The following is a 22161-nucleotide window of genomic DNA, read 5'->3' as shown; positions in this document are numbered from 1 at the left end:
GCGAATCATAAGAGGGATGGGTAAAAAGCCGAAGCTCTGCAGCGTGTCATACACAGGAAAAGAGGCGAAAACCCATGGTTTCCGCCTCTCTTTTCAACATTGAAAGCGACAGTTCCTACTTCGTGACGAGGCAGCTTCCGCCGGCGGCCTTGAAACGTTCGCAAAGCGCCTGGGCATCTGCCTTGCTGCCGGCCGAGATGCGTACGCGGTAATAGGTGCCCTTGCCGGCAATTTCCGCCTTCTTGATCTCGTAGGCGTGCCCGCCGACGACGCTCGCAAACTTGCCGGAAATGCTCTTGTAGGATTTCTCGGCCTCAGCCTCGGACGGAAGCGATGCGACCTGGATGAAGTAGCTTCCGGGGGCCGCGGCGGCAGGCGCCGGAGCAACCGGTGCAGGGGCAGGTTCGGCCGGCGCTGCAGCCGCGGTTTCGGTAGCGACCGGCTTGGCGGGCGCGGCCGGGGCCACCGGTGCTGCGGGGGTTGCAGCCGTTGCCGGCTTGCTTGCCGGACTTGCGGCAGGTGCCGTCGGCTGAACCGGCTTGGAAGCCGGAACCACAGCCTTCTGCTCCATGGCGGGAGCGGCGTCGCTCACGGAGGCTGCCGGAGCGGCTGCGGTCTCCGTCGGCTGTACGCGCCCCGCCGTCGGTGCTGCAAGGGCGGGCTTGGTTTCGGCGGCCGGCATGCTCGTCTTTTCGCTGACAGCCGGCTTAACCGGTGCGGGTTCGGCCGGGGCCTCCTGAGCCACCAGCGTACCATCCGGACGGACGATCATGGTGCGCACCTTGCGCGGTGTAATCGTCGCCTGGTCGTCATCGGCAGCGGCTGTTTGCTCCGGCTGGTTCTCCGAAGGCAACAGGCGCGGATCTTCGGTCTCACCGACGGGTGTACCCAGCGCTTCGGCTTCGTTTTCGCCTTCCAGCGGAAGGGTTTCCGGGATCAGGGTCTTCTGGACCACGTCGACCGGCTCTTCACTGGACGAAATCAGGCTCTGCTGCTTCGGATCTTCGACGCTGGCACCGGCTACGCGGTCGTATACGGCCTTGTCCTGATTGGGGACGGACTTGCCGCCACGATCCTCGGGCACAACTTTCACCGGCTCCTTGTCGGCCGTAATCACCGGCGGCGTTCCGGAGGAGATTCCCGGAACGCTCGAACCGCTGAACCAGGCATAAAGACCACCTGCGCCGAGCAACAGAACGACCGCAATCGCAGAGCCCGTCAGCAACAGGCGACGGGTGGAACTGCGCGCCGCCGCAATGCCTTCCTGCGGTTCGAGCGGAATGTTGATGCGGCCGGAAGCATTGCCCCTGTAATCCTCGGGCTTGCTGAGAGTACGGCGGAAGTCTTCCTCCAACGCCCGCTCGAAGGCGTCGAAGTCATCGAGCGGCGGCGGCTGGTGGGCGACGCCCTTTGCCGATGCAGATGCAGCAGCGGCCGTCGCCACGCCAGCAGTTGCGGCTGCGGCGATAACGGGTGCGGCCGGCTGATGAGCCTTGACTGCCGGCGCCGCTGCGGCGTCGTCGAACAGCGAAGCAAGCTCGGTATCGAGATCGAGATCGTAATCGTGGTGGAAAGCCGCCGGCGGCTCCTTGGCCTCGGGAACAGGAACTTCCGGAACATCCATCTCGGCAACGGATTCTGGCTGTTCTTCCTGTTCGGCGATTTCAGCCGGATCGAACGGCAAAGGTTCTTCGGCCAGATCGAACGACGGCTCGACGACGGCCGCCCTTTCCGGCGCACGCGGCTGAGGCATGGCTCGCACGGGCTCTACCGGGATTGCCGGCTCGACGGAGCGGACGGGCTGCGGGCGCGGCTCTGCCGTCGCTGCGGGGGCCGCCATCGCCGGCCGGGCGGTGCGCATGTCTGCGTCCGCCTCAATGTCGGAGAGGTCGAGCTCGATATCGTCGAGCTGCAGATCGAATTCGGCGTCCGCGAAGGGATCGAAAGCCTCGTCTTCGGCAACGGCCGCGCGCGCGGGCTCGGCCTTAACCGGCTCAACAACCGGTTGGGACCTGACAACCGGTTGAGTTCCGAACGACACCGGAGACATCGGCGCAGGCGTGGCATCCTCGCTGGCGGCAAGTTCGTCGGAAAAGGAGAAGGTGAAAGACGGCTCGGTACGCGCGACCGGCGTCGCAGGAGCGACCGCCGCGGGTTGCACGACAGGAGCCTTGCCCGCATCCGCTTCCGCGATCAGGTCGTCGAATGCGAAGAAATCATCGGCCCGTGCTCCGGACGACGCCCGCTCTGCGACAGGCGCAGATGCATGCTCGACCGGAGACCAGTCGAAATTCTCCGCCGGCAATTCAGATTCCAGCGCGAAGTCATCGATCGAGAAATCGTCGACATCGGCCCTCACCGGCACCGCCGACTGCGGCTGGGCGGAGACGGACGTCTCGACCGGCTGCGCTTGGCTTGCGACGGACACGGGCGGAGCCGCCGAGAAATTCGCAAGCGGAAGACGGAGGCGCGGAGCAGGCTCCGGCTCTGGTTCGGGGGCGGAAACGGCTACCGGTTGCGCCGGCTGCCAATGCGCATCCTCGTCCGCCTCCGAAACCGCAAGTTCGAGCTCATCGGCCAGATCGACATCGAAGGACGGCTCTTCGCGATAGTGATCGTAAGAGGGCTCGGGCGCGAAATAGGACGGAGAGGCCTCCGGCTCGCGATAGGCGTTCTCGACAACGGGAACCGGCGAGACCGCCGGCACGTCTTCGGCACGCGCGACAACCGGCTCTACCGGCTGCGGGGCGTCATAGACCTCGAATTCGCGCAGCAGTTCGTCTTCAAGATTGAAGTGGCCTTCGTCGGACGGAGACACGCGCGCTGCCGGGGCAGCCGCCTGGGGCTCCTCCGGCTCGAAGCCGACGATACGTGCAAGCTCAGCCAACGGATCGTCGTCCGCAAAACTGTCATTGCCATATCGACTGCTGTAGGCTGCCTGCTTTTGTACCATTACAACTTCCACTCACTTACGCGACAAGACGCTTGCCAGTGCAATGTGGGGAAATGGTGACGATACTATCGCATTTCTGCCGGAGCTTCAGTGCCAGTTATGGACAATCCGGACTTCAGAACGGAGGCGACAGCATGCACCAGCCCAAGCCTGGCGATGGTCAATTGTCGATGTTTATCGTTAACAAAACGTAATTCGGGCGAATCCTTGCCCTTGTTCCAGTGAGCATGGAAGGAACTTGCCAGATCGTAGAGGTAAAAAGCAAGCCTGTGCGGCTCCTGGGACTGGGCTGCAGCCTCGATTATCCGGGGATATTCGGCAAGCTTGGCGATAAGCTGCAGTTCCGCCGGATCGTTGATCTGGCCATCCACAGCGGATGCCAGATCGAGACCGTCGATATCGAGATCCGGGAAGGCTTCGCGGGCCTGCCTGAAGACGGACATGCAACGGGCATGAGCGTATTGCACGTAGAAGACCGGGTTATCCTTGGACTGCTCGGTCACCTTGGCAAAGTCGAAGTCCAGCGGCTCGGAACTCTTGCGGTAGAGCATCATGAAGCGGACCGGATCGCGCCCGACCTCTTCCACCACGTCGCGCAGGGTGACGAAATCGCCGGAGCGCTTCGACATCTTCACCGGTTCGCCGTTGCGATAGAGCTTCACGAGCTGGCAGAGCAGCACGGTGAGCTTCGACTTGCCTTCCGAAACCGCCCGATTGACCGCCTCCAGGCGCTTGATATAGCCGCCATGATCGGCGCCGAGCACATAGATCATCTCGGAATAGCCGCGGTCGAACTTGTCCTTGAAATAGGCCACGTCGGCAGCAAAATAGGTGTAACTGCCATCCGACTTCATCAGCGGACGGTCGATGTCGTCGCCGACTTCCGTGGAGCGGAAAAGCGTCTGCTCGCGGTCTTCCCAGTCTTCCGGCAACTGCCCCTTCGGCGGCGGCAGCGTGCCGCGATAGACGTGTCCCTTGAAGGTCAGGTCGTTGATCGCGGTGCGGATCTTGGCAGCCCCGTTGGCATGCAGCGTGCGCTCGGAAAAGAAGATGTCATGGTGGACGTTCAGCGTCGCGAGGTCTTCGCGAATCATCGCCATCATAGCGTCGATGGCGCGGTCCTTGACGATCGCCATCCAATCCTCTTCCGGCATGTTGTGCAGGCGAACGCCAAACTCCTCGGCGAGCGCCTGACCGACCGGAACAAGGTAATCGCCGGGATAAAGACCCGACGGGATCTCGCCGATGTTCTCACCCAGCGCTTCGCGATAACGCAGGAAGACAGACCGCGCCAAAACGTCGATCTGGGCGCCGGCGTCGTTGATGTAGTATTCCTTTTCGACCGCGAAGCCGGCGAAAGCCAGGAGATTGGCCAGCGCATCGCCGACCACGGCGCCGCGGCAATGGCCCACATGCATCGGACCGGTCGGATTGGCCGAAACATATTCGACATTGACCTTGCGGCCCTTGCCGAGCGTCGAACGTCCGAAGTCCGTGCCTTCCGCGATCACGGTCGACAACAGGCACTGCCAGTAACCGGTCGACAAACGGATGTTGATGAAGCCCGGACCGGCGACGGTCACCTCGGTGATATCTGCATCTTCCTTGAGCTTTTCGCCGATCACCTCCGCGAGCGCGCGCGGATTGGTGCCGAGCCCCTTGGCCAGAACCATGGCGGCATTGGTCGCGGCATCGCCGTGGCTCGAGTCGCGCGGCGGTTCGACGACGATACGGCTGAAATCGAGGGTGGAACGCTTTTCCTTGATGCTGTCGATCTGTTCCAGCGCGTTCTTAATTCTCGTTTCGAAATCGGCGAAGAGGTTCATGACGTTTACCTGGAGCAGGCGCTCGACCGGGAGGCCTGGCGAATTGAAAGAAATCGTGGGGGTGCCTATCGCAAATCGGGAGTGTGGTCAAACAGCTCCCTGTGGGTACGCAGCGCATAGGTGTCCGTCATGCCGGCGAGATAGTCCCCGACATGACGCGCCCTCGCCTGCGAATTGAGGCCGGCTATGTGGTCGACCCAATAATGGCTCTTCATCAGGCGCGGGTCCGTCATGTAGGCGCGAAAGAGATCGGTGACGATCTGGGCGGCACCCGCGCGGATGCGCATGATGTCCGGATGGCGGTAGATGCGGCTGAACAGCAGTTTCTTGATCTGCCGGTCGGTCTCGGCCATTTCCTCCGAGAAGGTGGCAATGGTGCGGTCGGCGGCGCGCACGTCTGCGGCGCTCATCGGACGAACCGCCCGCAACCGCTCCTGTGCGACCCCGATCACGTCCTCCACCATGCGGGTGATCTGCCGGCGCATGATCTCGTGAGTGAAGCGGTCCTCGTCGAGATGCGGGTAGCGATCGCGCACTTCCCGCATCAGTCCGGCGAGGAAGGGCACGTCTTCCAGCATCTCGAAGGTCAGGTAACCCGAACGCAGGCCGTCATCGATATCATGGGTGTTGTAGGCGATGTCGTCGGCAATCGCCGCGACCTGGGCCTCCAGACCGGCATAACTCGCAAGTTCGAGATCGTGGATCTCGCAATAGTCGAGGATCGGCTGCGGCACAGGACCCCGGGTTCCCTCGCCATCCTTCGTCAGCAAGGGACCGTTGTGCTTCACCAGCCCTTCGAGGGTTTCCCATGTCAGGTTGAGGCCATCGAACTCGGCATAACGGCGCTCCAGCTTGGTGACGATGCGCAGCGACTGGGCATTGTGATCGAAGCCTCCATAGGGCCTCAGAACCTCGTCCAGCGCATCCTCGCCGGTGTGACCGAAGGGCGTGTGGCCGAAATCGTGAACAAGCGCCACGCCTTCGGCGAGGTCTTCATCGAGCTTCAGCGCGCGGGCAAGTGCGCGGGCGACCTGGGCCACCTCGATCGTGTGGGTAAGCCGCGTGCGATAATGATCGCCATCCGGCCCGATGAAAACCTGCGTCTTGTGTTTCAGGCGGCGAAAAGCCGTCGTATGGACGATGCGGTCGCGGTCGCGCTGGAAGTCCGAGCGCGTGGGGCTTCCGCTTTCCGGGAACAAACGGCCCCTCGTCGTCCACGGGTCGGTCGCGTAGACCGCCCGCTCGCCCGATCCAAAACCAAGGGCACTTCTATCGATCGTCATTCCTTGTCCTGTCTGCAGCCCATTGACGCCATTGCGCCGCCTTCATACCTATAGCAAATCAGCCGGCAAGGCTGAGTTTAGCGAATGTCGGGCGCATAAGCTTCATCCCATCCGCGAAAGTGGCATTCTTTCGTGTCCCGCGTTTGAAGCCGCGCCGGTTCCGATTGCCAACCCGCGGGCCTTGAACCCGTCAGGAGGACATAGCAAATGGATGAAACCGTTACCCTTTCGGACGCCGCCGCCAGGCGCATCGCCGCCATCGTCGCCAGCGAGGCCGACAAGAGCGCGCTGCGTATTTCCGTGGAAGGCGGAGGCTGTTCCGGCTTTTCCTACAAGTTCGAACTGGACAAGGGGCCACAGGACGACGATGTGGTCATCACCAAGGACGGCGCAACGCTGCTGATCGATTCGATGTCGATCGCCTACATGACGGGCTCGGAGATCGATTTCGTCGACAACCTGCTCGGCCAGTCCTTCCAGATCAAGAATCCCAATGCCGTCGCGAGCTGCGGCTGCGGCACCAGCTTTTCGGTATGACCCTATGAAGATAGCCACCTGGAACATCAATGGCGTCAAGGCCAGGATCGCCAATCTGGTCCAGTGGCTCGAAAGCTCGGCTCCGGACATCGTCTGCCTGCAGGAAATCAAGTCGGTGGACGATGCCTTTCCACGTCTCGAGATCGAGGCGCTCGGCTATCACGTCGAAACGCACGGACAGAAGGGTTTCAACGGGGTCGCCCTTCTGTCGAAAATCAGGCCGGACGAGGTCAATCGCGGCCTGCCCGGCGATGACGCCGACGAGCAGGCCCGCTTCATCGAAGGCGTTTTTTCGGTCGCGGGCGGTGTCGTCCGCGTTGCCTCCCTCTACCTGCCGAACGGCAATCCCCCCGATGACCCGGTCAAATACCCCTACAAGCTCGCCTGGATGGAGCGCCTCAAGGCGTTTGCCGAAAGCCGGCTGGCGCTGGAGGAACCGCTCATTCTCGCGGGCGACTACAACGTCATTCCCGAGCCGCACGACTGCCGCGATCCGAGGCAATGGGAGACGGATGCGCTCTTCCTGCCGCCGACGCGCGCTGCCTTCCGGCGGCTTGAAAACCTCGGCCTGACCGATGCCGTGCGGGCGACGAGCGACGATCCCCTGCTCTACTCGTTCTGGGATTATCAGGCCGGCGCCTGGCAGAAGAACAACGGCATTCGCATCGATCATCTGATGCTGTCGCCCGAGGCGAACGACCGCCTCCTATCCGCTTCGATCGAGAAGCACGTGAGGAGCTGGGAAAAGCCGTCTGACCACGTCCCGGTCACGGCCGTCTTCGACTTCGCCTGAAATTCGGGTACGCTCCTTCAACCGGCCGGCAAGGGCCGCCGGTTGCGCCGCTGCTTCAAGCGACTATTCGTTCTGGCTGTAGACCTGCGGAGCAAGCGCCACGGCGACACGACGATCGTCCTCGCTCGCCAGCGAGAAGGCCTGCTCCTGGAGATCCTGCATCCAGCCGCAATCCTTCGGCGGACAACGCTCGACGGCGGCCGTCAGGAAAGCAAGACCACGAACCGTCTGCCCCTCCTGGAAGAGCACGTTGCCAAACACCGACATGGCGCCGGCATGGCCGCCCTTGCGGGCAAGATTCAGCCATTTCTTGGCCTGCTGCACGTTCGTCTTGCCGCCCTCGCCAGCGAGAATCATGCGGGCAAGCTGGAATTGCGCCTCCGGCACGCCGAAGGTCGAGGCTGCCTGGAAATACAGTTGCCGGGCCTGCGTGAGATCGATCTGCACGGGGCTTCCCGGAATGCCCTGGCGATAATAACGGGCGAGCGACATCAGTGCATTGACGAAGAAGCCGGTGTCTTCCGAGCCGGGTTCGACGCCTTCGCTGGCGATTTCCGAATAGATCTTGAAGGCCTCGAAATCATTCTCGACGACGCCGTCACCATCTGCATACATGTTCGCAAGCGCCCAGCGCGAGCCGGTGTGACCCTTTTCGGCGGCGTAGCGATAGGCCTCCACCGCGTCCTGCTTCTGGCCGTTCTTGTAAGCCTTGAAGCCGAACTTGAAGAGGTCGAAGGGGCCTGATTCCTTGCTCACGCCCGAATTGATATCGAATGCATGCCCGGAGTTGCCAGCAGCAAGAAAGAGAACCGCCGCTAGAAGCAATGTCGCCGGAGACTTCCAGTCCGAATTGAGCATAATTCCGAATTTCTTCCACAAAACCGACGACATCAACCCACCCGTCCGTTCGATACCGAGGGATCGGCTGTATCATTGGAACGATTTAGCGCGAAAGCATGAACATCGAGTTCATCGCCGAGCCGCAATTCGACGCGCCGAGCGCTGTATCCTGCGCGTGCATCAAACGCGACTTCCGCAAGATTACAAAGCCTTTCTGGCAAGACTGCGACTGCCGCAATGCAACGCATTTCCGACCCGGGGAAATTCTTAGCAAGCCGTCTCACCCCCGCGACAACGGCTGAATCCAGAGGGTATTCCCCGTTCACTTGCCCCATTCTTCACTCGCGCAACGCCACCCCGAAACGCTTCCGCCGTTTCTCGAATGTATCGCTGCGCTCCGTTTGTGGCGGGAAATGGACAAAATCGGGCGACCCGAGGTCCTCAGGGAAGGATTGGACAACTGTTGCAGTTTCATCACATTTTCGGGAGCGGCTGGGATCAAAAAAGCCCGGCGTGAACCGGGCTTTCGACTTTTTCTGAAGACTGACGGATCAGAAGGAGATCCTGTAAGAACCGGAGACGGCATAGGCCCAGTCGCCATCCGCCGTTGCATTGTAGGTCGCACCCTGTGCCACGGACTGGCTGCCTTCGGTCATGTAGCTGATACCGGCGCCGAAGCGCAGTTCGCCCGGTCCCGCCTTGATAGCCGCGCCGGCAGCAACGGTCCAGGTATCGGTCATGATATCGGCTCCGGTGCCGACACCCTTGTCCCAGGTTACGTTGATCGTGCCGGCGACCTTTTCGGTGAAGGCGTGCGCCACACCGGCCTGAATGGTCCAGCCGTCACGCCAATTGTAGACGTCCTGATAGTTGGTTCCGGCGATATTGTAGTTCAGCGCATCGAGCACGCTCCAGTCGGTCCACTTGACGGAACCGTAGACCAGCCAGCCCGGAGCAACGCCGGTCTGCACACTGAGCTTCAGGGACTGCGGCAGCGAACCGTAGCCGCTTGCCTCGCGCTCGATCGGGAAAGCATCCAGGCTATACGAACCGCTGTCCGTTTCGTGATCGATCTGCGAACGGTACATCAACTGCACCCGCAGAGCGTATTCCTTGATTTCGTAGGCGGCGCCGAGACGATAGCCGTAGGAACCGCTGTCATCGAGTTCGAGCGTGCCGCCACGGTTGCGAAGCGCCGACGGCAACAGGCTGTTGTAGCTGTTGCTGACGTTGTGCGCGGTATAGCTGAAATCCTGGATGAACCCGCCACCGAGGACATGGAAGACGCCCCGGCCCGCTTCGAAATTCACGTCGCAGGTCGCAGCGTATTCATTGGTGTCGAAGCCCTTGTAGCCGTAGGGGTTGTTGCCGTTCAGCAATGCGGCCACCTGCGCGTCCGGACCGTAATTCGAGTCCGCACCGAAGGGCTGGGTATAGGTGAATGCGCAGGCCAGGCGGTCGTGCAGCTTCACCTTCATCGCAATGCTTGGAATCCAGTAGTCTTCCGAGAAAACGCCATCGTCGTTCGCGACCCCTCCCGTGGTCTCGAACTCGCGCTGGGGCGATACCCAGGTTGCACCCGAACGGATAACGACAGTCCCATCCTCGTAAAGAATGTCGGTATCTGCTTCACCACGCGAGAAACCACCGGCATGGGCCGCCGAGGCGAAGGCGCCGGCGCTCAACAGGCAAAGCAAGGTTTTTTTCATGAGATTAGTTGCCATCTGTCTCCCCACTCCTGGCAAAAACTAAGAACCCCATTCTAGCGAGGCAGGGGGTAATAACAATCTAACGGGAAACCACCAGAACAGGCGAGACGCATCGCATTTCTTACGTAAATCTTCTTACCTTCACGTAAGAAGTCATAATTACAAGACATTTTTTCCAAAAAATCTCTAAATTACGTCGAAAAAAGGAACATAATTTCAAAACATCAACAACTTGTTGCAATGGCGACACATCGATAAAAAACTGTGTCCCTCATCACAATTGGTTATTACCGCTTGGTCGGCATGAAAAATGCTGCTCCGCTTGTTGCGAAGCAGCATATCCATCTCCATGAAAAACCGTCGAAAAATGCCCGAACGAAGGAAGCACTGCAGCAAATTCGATTCGCCGCAGGCTGCCGTCAACCGGCTTCAGCCACCCGCTTCAAGGCGGTTTCGAGGCTGGCGCGTTGTATTTCGAGCTCGGCAAAGCGTTCGCGCTCGGCGGCGACGACTTCCGGATTGGCGTTTGCCACGAACTTCTCGTTAGCGAGTTTGGAAGCGATGCGCGACTTCTCTTGGTCCACCTTGGCGATCGCCTTTTCGAGGCGGGCCTTCTCGGCGGCAAGGTCGATGAGCGAACCCAGCGGCAGACAGGCGGTCGCTTCTCCGACGACGATCTGTGCCGCGCCCTTCGGAGCCTCGCCGGCGAGCGCAATGCTTTCGACGCGGGCAAGCCGCTTGATCGAGGCTTCGTGCCGGGCAAGACGCTCGCGGGTCACACCGTTTGCCCCGACGACGACAAGCGGAGCCACGGCAGCCGGCGGCACGTTCATCTCGGCGCGAACAGAGCGGATGCCGGAGACGAGGTCGATCAGCCAGTTGATGTCGGCGGCGGCGCTGTCATCGACGAAGGTCGGGGTCGGCCAGTCGGCATGGCAGAGCAGCATGTCGCGTCCCTTGCCCTCGCCCGCTGTATGCGCCCAGAGCTCTTCCGTGATGAAGGGCATGAAGGGATGCAGAAGCTTGTAGGTCTCGTCGAGAACATAGGCCGCACAGGCCTGCGCCTCCGCCTTGGCCGCAGCATCGTCGCTGGCGAAGACCGGCTTCAGCAGTTCGAGATACCAGTCGCAGAAATTATTCCAGACGAAACGATAGAGACTGCCCGCCGCATCGTTGAAACGGAAACCGGCGATGCTTTCGGTCACCTCGCGTTCGGTCCGCGCGAGCTCGGTCAGGATCCAGCGATTGATGGTCAGCGTCGTCGTTTCCGGCAGAAAATGCGGATCGTTGGCCGCGCCGTTCATCTCGGCGAAGCGTGTCGCGTTCCAGAGCTTGGTGCCGAAATTGCGATAACCTGCGATACGGGCGGGATCGAGCTTCACGTCGCGGCCCTGCGCCGCCATGATGGCAAGCGTGAAGCGCAGCGCGTCGGCGCCGTATTCGTCGATCAGTTCCAGCGGATCGATGACGTTGCCCTTCGACTTCGACATCTTCTGGCCGTTCTTGTCGCGAACCAGCGCATGGACATAGACCGTATGGAAGGGCTCGACCGGCTTGCCGTCTTCGTCCTTCATGAAATGCAGGCCCATCATCATCATGCGGGCAACCCAGAAGAAGATGATGTCGAAGCCGGTGACGAGTACGTCGGTCGGGTAATACTTGGCGAGTTCCGGCGTCTCGTCCGGCCAGCCCAGTGTCGAGAAGGGCCAGAGCGCCGAGGAGAACCAGGTGTCGAGCACGTCCTCGTCGCGGGTGAGGATTTCACCCGGCTGGAAATTCTCGAGCTTCTCCTGAACCCAGGCCTTCCAAGGGCCTTCATGGGCAAGATAGTGCTGAACGGCCGCGTCGAGCGCTTCTTCCTCGGTCTTCTCGACGAAAACCTGTCCGTCCGGGCCGTACCAGGCCGGAATCTGGTGCCCCCACCAGAGCTGACGGGACACGCACCAGGGCTGGATGTTTTCCATCCATTCGTAATAGGTCTTTTCCCAGTTCTTCGGAACGAACTTGGTGCGGCCTTCCCGGACGCTCTCGATCGCGGGCTTGGCCAGCGTCTTGGCGTCGACATACCACTGCTCGGTCAGCCGCGGCTCGATCGGCACGCCGCCGCGGTCGCCATGGGGAACCATGTGCTTGTGCGGTTCGATCTTGTCCAGGAGGCCTTCCGCCTCAAGGATGTCCACGATCTTCTTGCGCGCATGGAAGCGATCCTGCCCCTGCAGCGTTTCCCAGACTTCCTGCTGCTCGCGCGTCGGCGTCAGCCCCTCGAGGAAGTCGTCGTTGTCGGTGATGGTGACTGTCGCGTCGACGTTCAGGACACTGACCATCCGCAGACCGTTGCGCTTGCCGACCTCGAAGTCGTTAAAGTCGTGCGCGGGCGTCATCTTGACGGCGCCGGTACCGGCGGTCGGGTCCGGATATTCGTCGGCGACGATCGGAATCTTGCGGCCGACGATCGGCAGGATGACATGCTTGCCAACGATCGACGCGTAGCGCGCATCGTCCGGATGAACGGCGACACCGGTATCGCCCAACATCGTTTCCGGACGCGTGGTGGCGACCACCAGATAGTCGCGGGTCTCGAACTCGGTCGGCTTGCCGTCATCGTCGAAAGCGACCGGATGTTCGTAGGTGACGCCGTCTTCCAGCGGATAGCGCAGGTGCCAGAGGTTGCCGTTGACCTCGACCTGTTCGACCTCAAGGTCGGAAATAGCGGTCAGCAGCTTCGGGTCCCAGTTGACCAGCCGCTTGTCCTTGTAGATCAGGCCCTGCTTGTAGAGCGTGACAAAAACCTCGAGTACTGCCTCGGACAAGCCCTCGTCCATGGTGAAGCGCTCGCGCGACCAGTCGCAGGAGGCGCCGAGGCGCCTCAACTGGTTGAAGATCAGGCCGCCCGATTCCGCCTTCCATTCCCAGACCTTCTCGACGAAGGCCTCGCGGCCCATCTCGCGCCGGCCGGGAAGCTGCTTTTCCGCGAGCTTACGCTCGACGACCATCTGGGTGGCGATGCCGGCATGGTCCATGCCCGGCTGCCACAGCACGTCCTTGCCGCGCATCCGCTCGAAACGGATCATGATATCCTGGAGCGTGTTGTTCAGCGCATGCCCCATATGCAGCGAACCGGTGACGTTCGGCGGCGGGATCACGATGGTGAACGTATCCTCCCCCGGCTTGGCGTTGGCGCCGGCGCGGAAGGCGTCGGCCTCTTCCCATGCCTTGGCGATCTTCGGTTCGACGGTAGTTGAATCGTAGGTCTTTTCGAGCATTTTCTGACCAGACTTCGAGGTTCTTCTTGCTGGGTTGTAAATAGGATGGCCGATCCCGAGTCAACAAGAAAGCCGCCCCGGTTGCCGGAGCGGCCCTGTCCTTCAACCCGGCAAAAAAGCAATTATCGGCGGGGTCCGCGGGCCACTCGCTCGATTTCCTCGCGCACCAGCCGTTCGACCAGCGTCGGAAGATTGTCGTCCAGCCATTCCTGCAGCATGGGACGCAGCATTTCCTCCGCCATCTCATCGAGAGAGCGGCGCTGCTGGCCATCGATTGCCGCGGCGAGTTCACCGAAAGAGCGGGAAACCTGCTCGACTGTGGCAGCCGAAACGAGAGCCTTGATGCTGGCGTCGGCGGTCGCCGCGCCTTCGACGGCTGTCGAAGCCGGCTCGGCGATAACGGGAGCGGGGGCTGTTACGGCCTCGACATCGGCCATCGCCGCGGCTTCGAAAACCGCCTCGTCCAGAGCAGCCGGAGCGGCTGCGAGCTGGTCGGCGCTCACCACGACGGCACGCGCGAACGGCTGCTCGGCCGGACGGGTGGGAGCCGCCCGCAGTTCGGCCATGCGGCTCGTCATCACCGGGCTTTCGGCGCGTGCGGGGGCAGATTCCTGCTCCACCGGGGCCATGCGATCGGCACGCTCGGAAGCGGAACGCACGCGCGCGGCAAGATCCGCCAGGGACACATTCTTCGGCTGGGACTTTTCGGCGGAAGCCGGCTGCGCGACAAACGAAGCGGCAGCCTGCTGGACCGGAATGCCCGCGTCGTTGGCGGGAACGATATCGGCAGCGGCATAGGACAGTTCGTCCTCCACCGTCAGGTGAACCTCATCGTCCATCTCGTCCTCGTCGCCGCCATAGACCGGCGGCAGGGAACCGGACATGGCCTTGTCTCCACCCGGATCATTGCTCTCGATGATCCGGCGGATCGATGCCAGAATTTCTTCCATGGACGGTTCACGCGCTACATTTGGCTGAGCCATATTCATCCCCGTTGGTCCCAGAATTGACCGCCTGCCGCAATGCGGCATCGCTTGGCCGCAGGCTGATTCGCGTTCACCTTAGGATACGCCTACGGGGAAAAAAATCACGGCTCCGCCCCGAATTGACACTGATACACAGCTTTCTTCGGACGAATTCCCGTGGGTGCTCAGCGACCGTCGACCGTGCGCAGGCCGAACCAGGCGTCCTTGACGGCCTCGTAATGCTCCTCGGCGCGGTATTCGGCGACCTGGAGACCCTGGCTCTGAACCGTCAGACGACCCGAAGCGGCAAGGACCGCATAGCTGGCAACGACGGCATTGCGCTGATAGCCGACCATGCTTTCCTTCGCCTCGAGCACCGTCTGCTGGGCATTGAGGACGTCGAGCGTCGTCTTCTGACCGACGTTGCGCTCTTCGATCACGCCCTGCAGCGCGAGGTTGGCGGCCGAGATCTGCTTGCGGGCCGCAGAAATTGCGGCGGTCGCCGCCTCCATCTGCGCATAGGCGGAAGTAATCTGCTGGATCACCTCGGCCCGGGCGGAATCAACCAGTATCCTCTGCTCACCCAGGGTTTCCTTGGCCTTGCGGATCTGGCCGTATTCGGCGCCGCCCTGATAAATCGGGATCTTCAGCTGCGCGGTCACGCTCGCCACGCTATTGTCCGGGCTGTCGATGCCTCCGGTCGAGGGCTCATTGGTCCAGTTGCGACCGACATTGCCCTGGATCACCACGCCGGGCAGGAGGCTGCCTTCAGCGGATTTCACCTGATAGCCGGCGGCGTTGACGGCATGGAGCGCCGCCAGAACGGAGGGATGCTCGCGGATGCCGGCCTGCACGGCGGCGTCGAGGTTCGGCGGCAGCGCCTTGGCCGCAGGCGAAGGCTGCTTGACGCCCTTTGGAGCTTCCCCGACGATCTGTACATAGGTCGCCTCGCTCTGCTTGAGCTGCGCGATGGCCGCCGAGAGGAGCGCCTGCGAACCGGCAAGCTGGGCTTCCGCCTGGCTGACGTCCGTGCGCGTGCCTTCGCCAACCTGCAGGCGGGCGTTGGCGGCGTTCAACTGTTCCTGCAGGAATGCGAGGTTCTGCTTGCGAATGACCACGATCTGCTGGTCCCGCGCGACGTCGGCATAGGCCTGGGCAGCCGCGAGCAGGATCGAAATCTCGTTGGCGCGAAGACTTTCGCGATTGGCAAAGACGCCGGATTCGGCAGCCCGCACATTGTTCAGCGTCTGGAAGCCGTCGAAGACCTGCTGGGTGATGGAAACGCCGACCGTCTGGTTGTTGTAACCATAGTCGGCAATGCCGCCGCTGAGATTGGAGACGTTGACGGCGCTTGCCGTGGCTGTGGCCGAAACCTGCGGACGCATGGCGGCCTTGGCGATGGTGACATTCTCATCGGTCGCCCGCAGGGCAGCGCGGGCGGCGTTCAGGTCCGGATTGTTCTGATAGGCCTTGGCCATGGCGCCGAAGAGGGTTTCGGCGGAGGCTATCGCGGGTAAAGCCGCGATCATCAATGCAGGCAGCACAACGGAAGCGAGCGCAGTTTTCCGGATGAACGTCATATTCAACTCCCCACCTAAGAACGGCTTTGCGCAGCTATCCCTGCTCCGCACGGCACATAACGCCAACAGCGCGCTCGTGACGCATCAACGCCTTGCGTTCATTAGATGACCTGCCGCAGCCCCGACTGCAACACGGCCCCCTCCCCCGCCAGGGAGAAACACCAGCATCGTTGCCCAACGGCAACATTCTCACCCAGTTGCGATTAAATCAATCGCCCGAAGGGAGCAGACCCCCCGAAAAATCGGGGGCGTGGGTTTCAGAACACGAATTCCTCGGCCTTGCGGAAGCCCGGCAGAGGCTTCACGGCGGCGTTGAAATAATCGTTGCTGGAATAGGAATTTCCGGTCCGGACATAAAGTCGCGCCCTGGCCGCATTGCCATATCCGACGACGGCGATCAGGCGACCGCCCTCGCGAAGCTGGGCCAGCAGGCCTTCCGGCACTTCCTCGACGGCACCGTTGACGAAGATCACATCGTAGGGGGCTTCGGCGGCATAACCCTTTTCCAGCGGGCCGGTGACGACGGCGACATTGTCGTAACCGAGTTCGGAGAGCTTCTGCGTGGCCGATGCCGCCAGCGTTTCATCGCTTTCGAGAGCGACCACCGACCCGGCGAGCATCGAAAGAACAGCGGCGGTATAACCCGTGCCGCAGCCGATCTCGAGCACGATATCGTCCTTCGTGATCGCACCGAGCTGCAAGAGCTTGGCGAGCGGCGAAGGTTCCATGATGAAGCGTCCCGGGAGGCCATTGGCCGCCGGCGCGATCTGCATATCCTCGTCGATATAGGCAAGCAGCTTCAGATGAGCGGGAACGAAAGCCTCGCGCGGCACCGTCAGGAATGCCGTCAGCACGGAATGCGACGTCACGTCGGTCGTGCGAATCTGGTTGTCCACCATCTTGATGCGTGCTGCTTCGAAGTCCATCATTTCCTGTCGCCCCATATCCGGCCGCGTTTCGTCCCGAGTGTCTTAATTGGAGCCGGTTCGGCTTTCAAGCCATTGCGCGGGCCGACGGGCAATTCTCGGTGGGCGCAGCGTCCGGGCGACAGTCAGAAGGCAGGAAACGGCCCCCGCGCGAAGAACCGATGAGGACGGGCCCCTCAATCCTCGATCGTATAGGTATCGATTTCGCAAAAATCGATCCTGTCGGAGACATCCTGATATTCGGCGCTATCCTCGAAGACCGCCCGCACGCGATACTCGCAGACGTCCGAGCCGCCGACGAGCGTAAGCTTGCGGGATTTGCCTTTGCCGAGGCCATGCCTGTTCAACAGTTCCTGGCGCTGCCCCTTGCCGTTTATCGGCGAGACGAAGAATTTCACGATCATGCCGTCCGTGTCGTTTTCCAGGGTCACGCCGAGATCGCCTGCGGCAGCGGGCGATAAGCCGACAAGAGTGACGGCGGTCATGATGGAGACGATGAAACCGGAACGGCGCATGAGCAGGATCCTCCTTGATGGAGCCCTATGCTCTAAGCGATTGAGATAAAGTCGCAATCAGGCGCGATCGACCAACTTTGTGCGGATCTGGAAACAGCAACCGGAAAAAAGGAATTGGAGGCCTCGCCCGGAATAACGAGAGAAAGCAATATCAATAGATTGCCGGAAACATGCCACACACTCGGCGCGGATATTTATCGTTGAGAATCAACGCTGACTGCCACACCCTGCCACACCTGATATCCATTAACGAGGCGAGTGACACTGATGCGAAAGGCCGCGTTGCTAGACCAACCCCTTGATGGCATCGGCCAGAGATGCGAGACCTGGGACTTGACGGAGATCGTCAGCGAACTCCCGTCGCAGCTGGTATTGTGACAATTGCTGACCAGGTGGGGACAATTGCACACCATAGGTTTCGCGTATGTAACGACAAACGTGCCTGTAAAGCGCCTTGCCCTTCACCGACGACAAAATCAGGTCCAAATCCCCGCCGTATACAGCGGCAATCATTTGGTCGCCTCTGCTCTTAAACTCGTCGCAACAACCATCCTCCGTCTTCGCAAGTTCAACGGTTAATTGAGAACCGTCGCGTTCAAACCTGATTTTCGGAGGAAATTGTTGCTCCACAGCGCTCCTGAGCTTCTGAAGACTTTCATCCAGCGCCTTCATCGCTCCCGTGACGATTGCTTTAATATAGCCGTCCTCATCGATAGCAGCAGGCAACTGCCGCAAATAGGGGAGCGCCACCGCAGGATGCAAGAGAATGCTTTCAGCCTCGTTGAAAGGAAGAACATGCACTCCAATACGATTGAAACCATCAATCTCGCTTTGTGATCGCTGATCCCTGTCGATGACGGCCAAACGCACCCCAGATCCAGACACAATCTTCCGAAAAACGTCATCGGCCCTCATCGCGGCAACCACTTTTTCCCAGCTGCCAAGTACGACAGGCTCGAAGCGTTCATCCACCAACAGCGAATTCAAGAGCTTCGCATGAGCTTCATCCTCACAGAAAATTGGTACCGTGTCTTTATGACGCAGCTGAATGCGCGCACCCACCATGTCTCTGATAATTTCGCCGTCTATCTCCGGCATCGTATCGACTTTGCGAGGTGCCTCGCCGGCTTCCATGACGTAAAGATGCTTGACATCCGGTCGTGTGGCAAAAGTCAGACTGTGCGTGGCGTAGACAAACTTCACGTTTGGCAGGCGCCGTTCAATTTCCTCCCAAAGAGACACAGCACGAGCTTCATTGAGGTGCAGTTCTGGTTCATCCACGAAAAGTGTAATTTCACTGCCAACAGACTGAAGTAATAATATCGCGACAGAAAATATCTGTTTTTCGCCATCAGATAATTCAGATGACGTGAACTTTATCCCATTAACTTCAACACGTATATCTCTTGTATGGGTTGCGTCATAATTTGGATATCTGTAGATAGATAATTTATATCCCAATATATCACCCAACAAATCCAACAATGCATCTGATCGCTTGATCGGAGGGACAGGCTCCGGTGGAGATTTCCCACGTCGAAGCCACTCCGCTACGCTTACTATATAGTTCCCTTCGTCTTGCTCATCTATTCTGTACAACTCTTTGAGCGAGATCGTCGCAATTTGGCCTATGCCATAATCATCAGAGGTCGCAGACTTTGCCACTCGTTCCAGAACGTGTTCATGGGACCCAAGTGGCACATCATGCGGTGATGAATCCGATTGAAAGCGAAGCATGGCCTGCCTCGCTGCGCGTATGAAGTACGTCGGGCGGCCCTGCTGCTTGAGCGCGTTGTACAATCTTTCTAGTAGGCGCGTTTTGCCACATCCATTGACGCCCATGAGGCAAATTGGGCCAGGAGACGCAGCATCGGTGACTAAATCAGAAAAGTCCACGGCGATTCCTTTCATGGCGAACGTCAATTGGCGGGGCGACTGGCGATTCGCCCTAGCCATGAAGCATTGTCAAAGCATGTTTCGAAATCAATCCAGTTCACCGACAGTTTAAACGCGATACGCGGCAATGTATTTGGGCTATTCGGATTTTCATGGGGAATGTTCAATCTTCGGAGCCATGAACAATTTCGCCCTTGACGGCTTGGATAGCGGCTTCCAACGATCCCCACGATGTTAGGGAGCCGCCTTCGAAGCCGCCCGCATCATAGGTCTTCTGCAATCTGCGCAGCGCGGCTTTGCGTTCCGTTCGGCGGCCATAATCAATAGCTTCCTGGAAAATGGCGACCGTAGCGTCGAAACTCGCCTTGTCACTGGAGAGCAGCCGTGTCAGCTCTTCCGCAAAGGTTTTGGATTTTGTCCATCTGGTCATGGTAAGCCCCGATATGTTGATAGCTCTATTCTACTGGCGTAATTCGCCGATGTTGAATGGTGGTCAATAAAATAAACTCCCATACGAAAATCCGAATAGCCTGTATTTGGTTGTTCAGGCCCATTGAGACCGCTGTAATTTTGGCGAAACCAAACGGATGAAATAATCGGGCAGAACTGATAAGAGTAAGGCGCTTGAGGAGGCGTCGATGTGCAATCTCTACAATGTCACGACGAATCAGGAGGCAATCATCGCCATCACGCGGGCGCTGGTCGGAAACGTCGGCAATCTCGAACCGTCGTTCGACGTCTATCCCGATCAAATGGCGCCGATCGTGCGCAACACGCCGGCAGGTCGGGAACTTGCGCGTGTCAGATGGGGATTGCCGTCGTCATCGCAGGCGCTTTATGAGGCGGCAACCAAACGGGCCGACAAGCTGCGCGCCAAGGGAAAGGACGTCGATTTCGACGAGCTGCTGAAAATGGAGCCGGATGGCGGAACGACGAATGTCCGCAACACGAAAAGCCGGCATTGGACGCGCTGGTTGGGCATCGAGCATCGCTGCGTCGTACCGGTCACTCGATTTGCCGAACCCGACCCTGCCAACAAACCGGAGAGTGGTCGGACACCAAACGCATGGTTCGCCCGCAACCTGGAGCAGCCGTTGATGTTTTTCGCCGGAATATGGGTGCCGCAGTGGACAAGCGTCCGCAAGGTCAAGGAGGGGCTGATAACCACCGACCTCTTCGCATTCCCCACCTGCGAGCCGAATAACATCGTCGCGCCGATCCACCAGAAGGCCATGCCGGTCCTGCTAACGGAGGCCGATGAGGTCGAGCGGTGGCTGACAGAGCCGTGGGAATCGGCCAAGACGTTGCAGCGGCCGTTGCCAGAGGATCGGCTGATACTCCTTCCGAGGTGACCGATGAGCGACGAAAAATCGAATGCAGACGCAGTGCATCAAGAGCACTATTGCGAGCATCCAGGCTCCAAAAAATGGGGATTGCTCGGTTACGCCCGATCCGCCAACGAGGCGGCGCGCTGGTGGTGCGGTGAGCACTACCCGCATCACCGAAGATGAGGTGGGTGGCTCTAGGCCTCATGGTCCTGCTGACCGTAGCCACTTTGGCGGGGCTGGCGCTGTCTGTGGCTGAAGTCATCAGATAGGGGCGGCCCCATCTTCTCGGCCGATCTCGTCGTCTGCCTCTGCGATGGAGAGCGACGTCATGCCCATGATCTTCCAGCGACGGACCTCGTCCGTGACCTGTTGCGTGTCGGTAACCGTCGCCGTATCGAAATCCCTCGATTGTTACAATGACAGTGGTTTGCTATGGTGACACTGTCGCCCTCGCTGGCGTGGATCAAAACGACATTGATACGATAACCGCGCGGTTTCCGCGCAACGGTCGTTTTTTGATCAGAGTCATCTATGCGCTGCGCCATCTATACCCGAAAATCCAGCACTGAGGGACTGGACCAACAATACAATTCGCTCGAAAATCAGCGACAATACTGCTCCGCCTACATAGCCAGCCAGGGCGGTGCGGGATGGCTCGAACTTCCCGCAATCTATGATGACGGAGGCTTTTCCGGCGGGAATCTCAACCGACCGGCGCTCAAGCGATTGCTTGATGATGTTAAGGGCGGACTTATAGACATCGTCGTCGTTTACAAAATTGATCGCCTTTCGCGATCGCTACGGGATTTTACAAATCTCGTTGCCAACCTTGATGAGCGCGGCGTCACGTTTGTTTCTGTGACGCAAGCCTTTGACACCGGTACCAGCATGGGCAGGCTTACCCTCAATGTACTCCTGTCCTTTGCCCAATTTGAGCGCGAGCTGACGAGTGAGAGGCTCAAAGACAAATTCGCGGCCTCGAGGGCCCGCGGGCTGTGGTTACACGGTCGCCGGCCGTACGGTTATCGTGTCGTAGATCTCAGGCTGGAGACGGATGAAGCCGAGGCCAATGTGATCCGCAAGGCTTTTCGTCGCTATCCCAACCTGTTGTCATATTCAAAACTCGCCACCGAACTCAACAAGGCCGGTCATCGAGGGAGGCACGGAGGCGAATTTACCGTCATTATGGTCCAGAAAATGCTGCAAAGTCGCCTGTATCGCGGCGAGATGAAAAATCAGGAAGGCGTTACCACACACGAGCCGATCATAACCGAATCTGCTTGGCGGCGGGTGCAGCAGGCAATCTCCAGCGCCAACAGACGTGCAGCACCACGTCGGCGCGTCGCCCACATGGATATTATGCTCAAAGGTATCCTAGTCACCGTCAATGATATCCCCATGGAGCACCGTTATCTGCACTACGCACTCCGCTCCGGAGAGAGGCGGGTGGTCCGGCTCTACCAGGATGGCCGTTACAGGCGCCGCAAGATGTCTCCGCCGCCGATCTGGCCAACAGTGAGCTATCGAGCCGAGGAGTTGGAGGCGGATGTCATCAGCGCCCTGGATCGGCTGATCTGCGGCGCGCCGTCGTCACCGAGGTCTCATGAGGATTGCGTGGCAATGGTTCGGGGCTTGGTGGATCGGATCGCGATCGATGGCGACCGCATGACGATCACGCTCAAATCCGGGCTCAAGTTCGATGCTTACGCGGGAGGACGGACGGTCATTCGGCGAAAAACGTAAAATA

The 22161-nt window shown here is 60.0% G+C and carries 16 protein-coding genes; 4 read left to right on the top strand and 12 right to left on the bottom strand.

The window, feature by feature from the left end; all coding sequences use genetic code 11:
- Positions 1 to 115 precede the first annotated feature (115 nt).
- From ACLBKR_RS07400 to ACLBKR_RS07390, 3 genes are all read right to left on the bottom strand, one after another.
- On the bottom strand, positions 116 to 2953 hold the full coding sequence (locus ACLBKR_RS07400) for an SPOR domain-containing protein (protein ID WP_414901251.1): 2838 nt from the start codon (positions 2951 to 2953) through the stop codon (positions 116 to 118).
- A gap of 65 nt (positions 2954 to 3018) precedes the next feature.
- Complete coding sequence (gene argS, locus ACLBKR_RS07395) at positions 3019 to 4779, bottom strand: arginine--tRNA ligase (protein ID WP_414901249.1); 1761 nt, start codon at positions 4777 to 4779, stop codon at positions 3019 to 3021.
- 65 nt (positions 4780 to 4844) lie between these two features.
- A complete protein-coding gene (locus tag ACLBKR_RS07390) occupies positions 4845 to 6062 on the bottom strand; it encodes a deoxyguanosinetriphosphate triphosphohydrolase (RefSeq protein ID WP_112830208.1) in 1218 nt (405 codons plus the stop codon).
- A gap of 207 nt (positions 6063 to 6269) precedes the next feature.
- Between ACLBKR_RS07390 and erpA the strand changes: the two genes are divergently transcribed.
- Positions 6270 to 6599 (top strand): iron-sulfur cluster insertion protein ErpA, encoded by a 330-nt coding sequence (gene erpA / locus ACLBKR_RS07385; protein ID WP_112830209.1) that lies wholly within the window; start codon positions 6270 to 6272, stop codon positions 6597 to 6599.
- A gap of 4 nt (positions 6600 to 6603) precedes the next feature.
- Entirely contained in the window at positions 6604 to 7392 is a 789-nt protein-coding gene (xth, locus tag ACLBKR_RS07380) for an exodeoxyribonuclease III (protein ID WP_414901246.1), read from the top strand.
- A 63-nt stretch (positions 7393 to 7455) separates the two neighbouring features.
- Here the strand turns inward: xth and exoR are convergent, their stop codons facing one another.
- The 9 genes from exoR to ACLBKR_RS07335 all read right to left on the bottom strand — a co-directional run bounded on the left by exoR (position 7456) and on the right by ACLBKR_RS07335 (position 19516).
- Positions 7456 to 8250: an exopolysaccharide production regulator ExoR gene (gene exoR / locus ACLBKR_RS07375; protein WP_112830211.1), complete on the bottom strand. Its 795-nt coding sequence runs from the start codon at positions 8248 to 8250 to the stop codon at positions 7456 to 7458.
- Positions 8251 to 8783: 533 nt separating this feature from the next.
- Positions 8784 to 9941: an OmpP1/FadL family transporter gene (locus ACLBKR_RS07370; RefSeq protein WP_414901244.1), complete on the bottom strand. Its 1158-nt coding sequence runs from the start codon at positions 9939 to 9941 to the stop codon at positions 8784 to 8786.
- A 419-nt stretch (positions 9942 to 10360) separates the two neighbouring features.
- Positions 10361 to 13204: a valine--tRNA ligase gene (locus tag ACLBKR_RS07365; RefSeq protein ID WP_113437890.1), complete on the bottom strand. Its 2844-nt coding sequence runs from the start codon at positions 13202 to 13204 to the stop codon at positions 10361 to 10363.
- A 122-nt stretch (positions 13205 to 13326) separates the two neighbouring features.
- A complete protein-coding gene (locus ACLBKR_RS07360; protein ID WP_113487587.1) occupies positions 13327 to 14187 on the bottom strand; it encodes a PopZ family protein in 861 nt (286 codons plus the stop codon).
- A 167-nt stretch (positions 14188 to 14354) separates the two neighbouring features.
- The gene (locus ACLBKR_RS07355; RefSeq protein WP_113487589.1) at positions 14355 to 15749 is read right to left on the bottom strand and encodes a TolC family outer membrane protein; all 1395 of its coding nucleotides are present in this window, start codon (positions 15747 to 15749) and stop codon (positions 14355 to 14357) included.
- A gap of 257 nt (positions 15750 to 16006) precedes the next feature.
- On the bottom strand, positions 16007 to 16678 hold the full coding sequence (locus tag ACLBKR_RS07350; protein WP_112830301.1) for a protein-L-isoaspartate O-methyltransferase family protein: 672 nt from the start codon (positions 16676 to 16678) through the stop codon (positions 16007 to 16009).
- Positions 16679 to 16851: 173 nt separating this feature from the next.
- Positions 16852 to 17190 carry a hypothetical protein gene (locus ACLBKR_RS07345; RefSeq protein ID WP_113487591.1) on the bottom strand — a complete coding sequence of 113 codons (339 nt, stop codon included), beginning with the start codon at positions 17188 to 17190 and terminating at the stop codon, positions 16852 to 16854.
- A gap of 285 nt (positions 17191 to 17475) precedes the next feature.
- Positions 17476 to 19101, bottom strand: a complete 1626-nt coding sequence (locus ACLBKR_RS07340; RefSeq protein WP_414901240.1) for an AAA family ATPase — start codon at positions 19099 to 19101, stop codon at positions 17476 to 17478.
- Between the two features lie 148 nt (positions 19102 to 19249).
- A complete protein-coding gene (locus tag ACLBKR_RS07335) occupies positions 19250 to 19516 on the bottom strand; it encodes a hypothetical protein (RefSeq protein ID WP_414901238.1) in 267 nt (88 codons plus the stop codon).
- Positions 19517 to 19724: 208 nt separating this feature from the next.
- Between ACLBKR_RS07335 and ACLBKR_RS07330 the strand changes: the two genes are divergently transcribed.
- Entirely contained in the window at positions 19725 to 20438 is a 714-nt protein-coding gene (locus tag ACLBKR_RS07330; RefSeq protein WP_414901236.1) for an SOS response-associated peptidase, read from the top strand.
- A gap of 507 nt (positions 20439 to 20945) precedes the next feature.
- Positions 20946 to 22157: a recombinase family protein gene (locus ACLBKR_RS07325; RefSeq protein WP_414901234.1), complete on the top strand. Its 1212-nt coding sequence runs from the start codon at positions 20946 to 20948 to the stop codon at positions 22155 to 22157.
- Positions 22158 to 22161: the final 4 nt, after the last annotated feature.

The sequence above is a fragment of the Paenirhizobium cremeum genome (genome assembly GCF_047553425.1).
Lineage (GTDB): Bacteria > Pseudomonadota > Alphaproteobacteria > Rhizobiales > Rhizobiaceae > Allorhizobium > Allorhizobium cremeum.
This window is presented reverse-complemented; position numbering and strand designations above follow the sequence as displayed.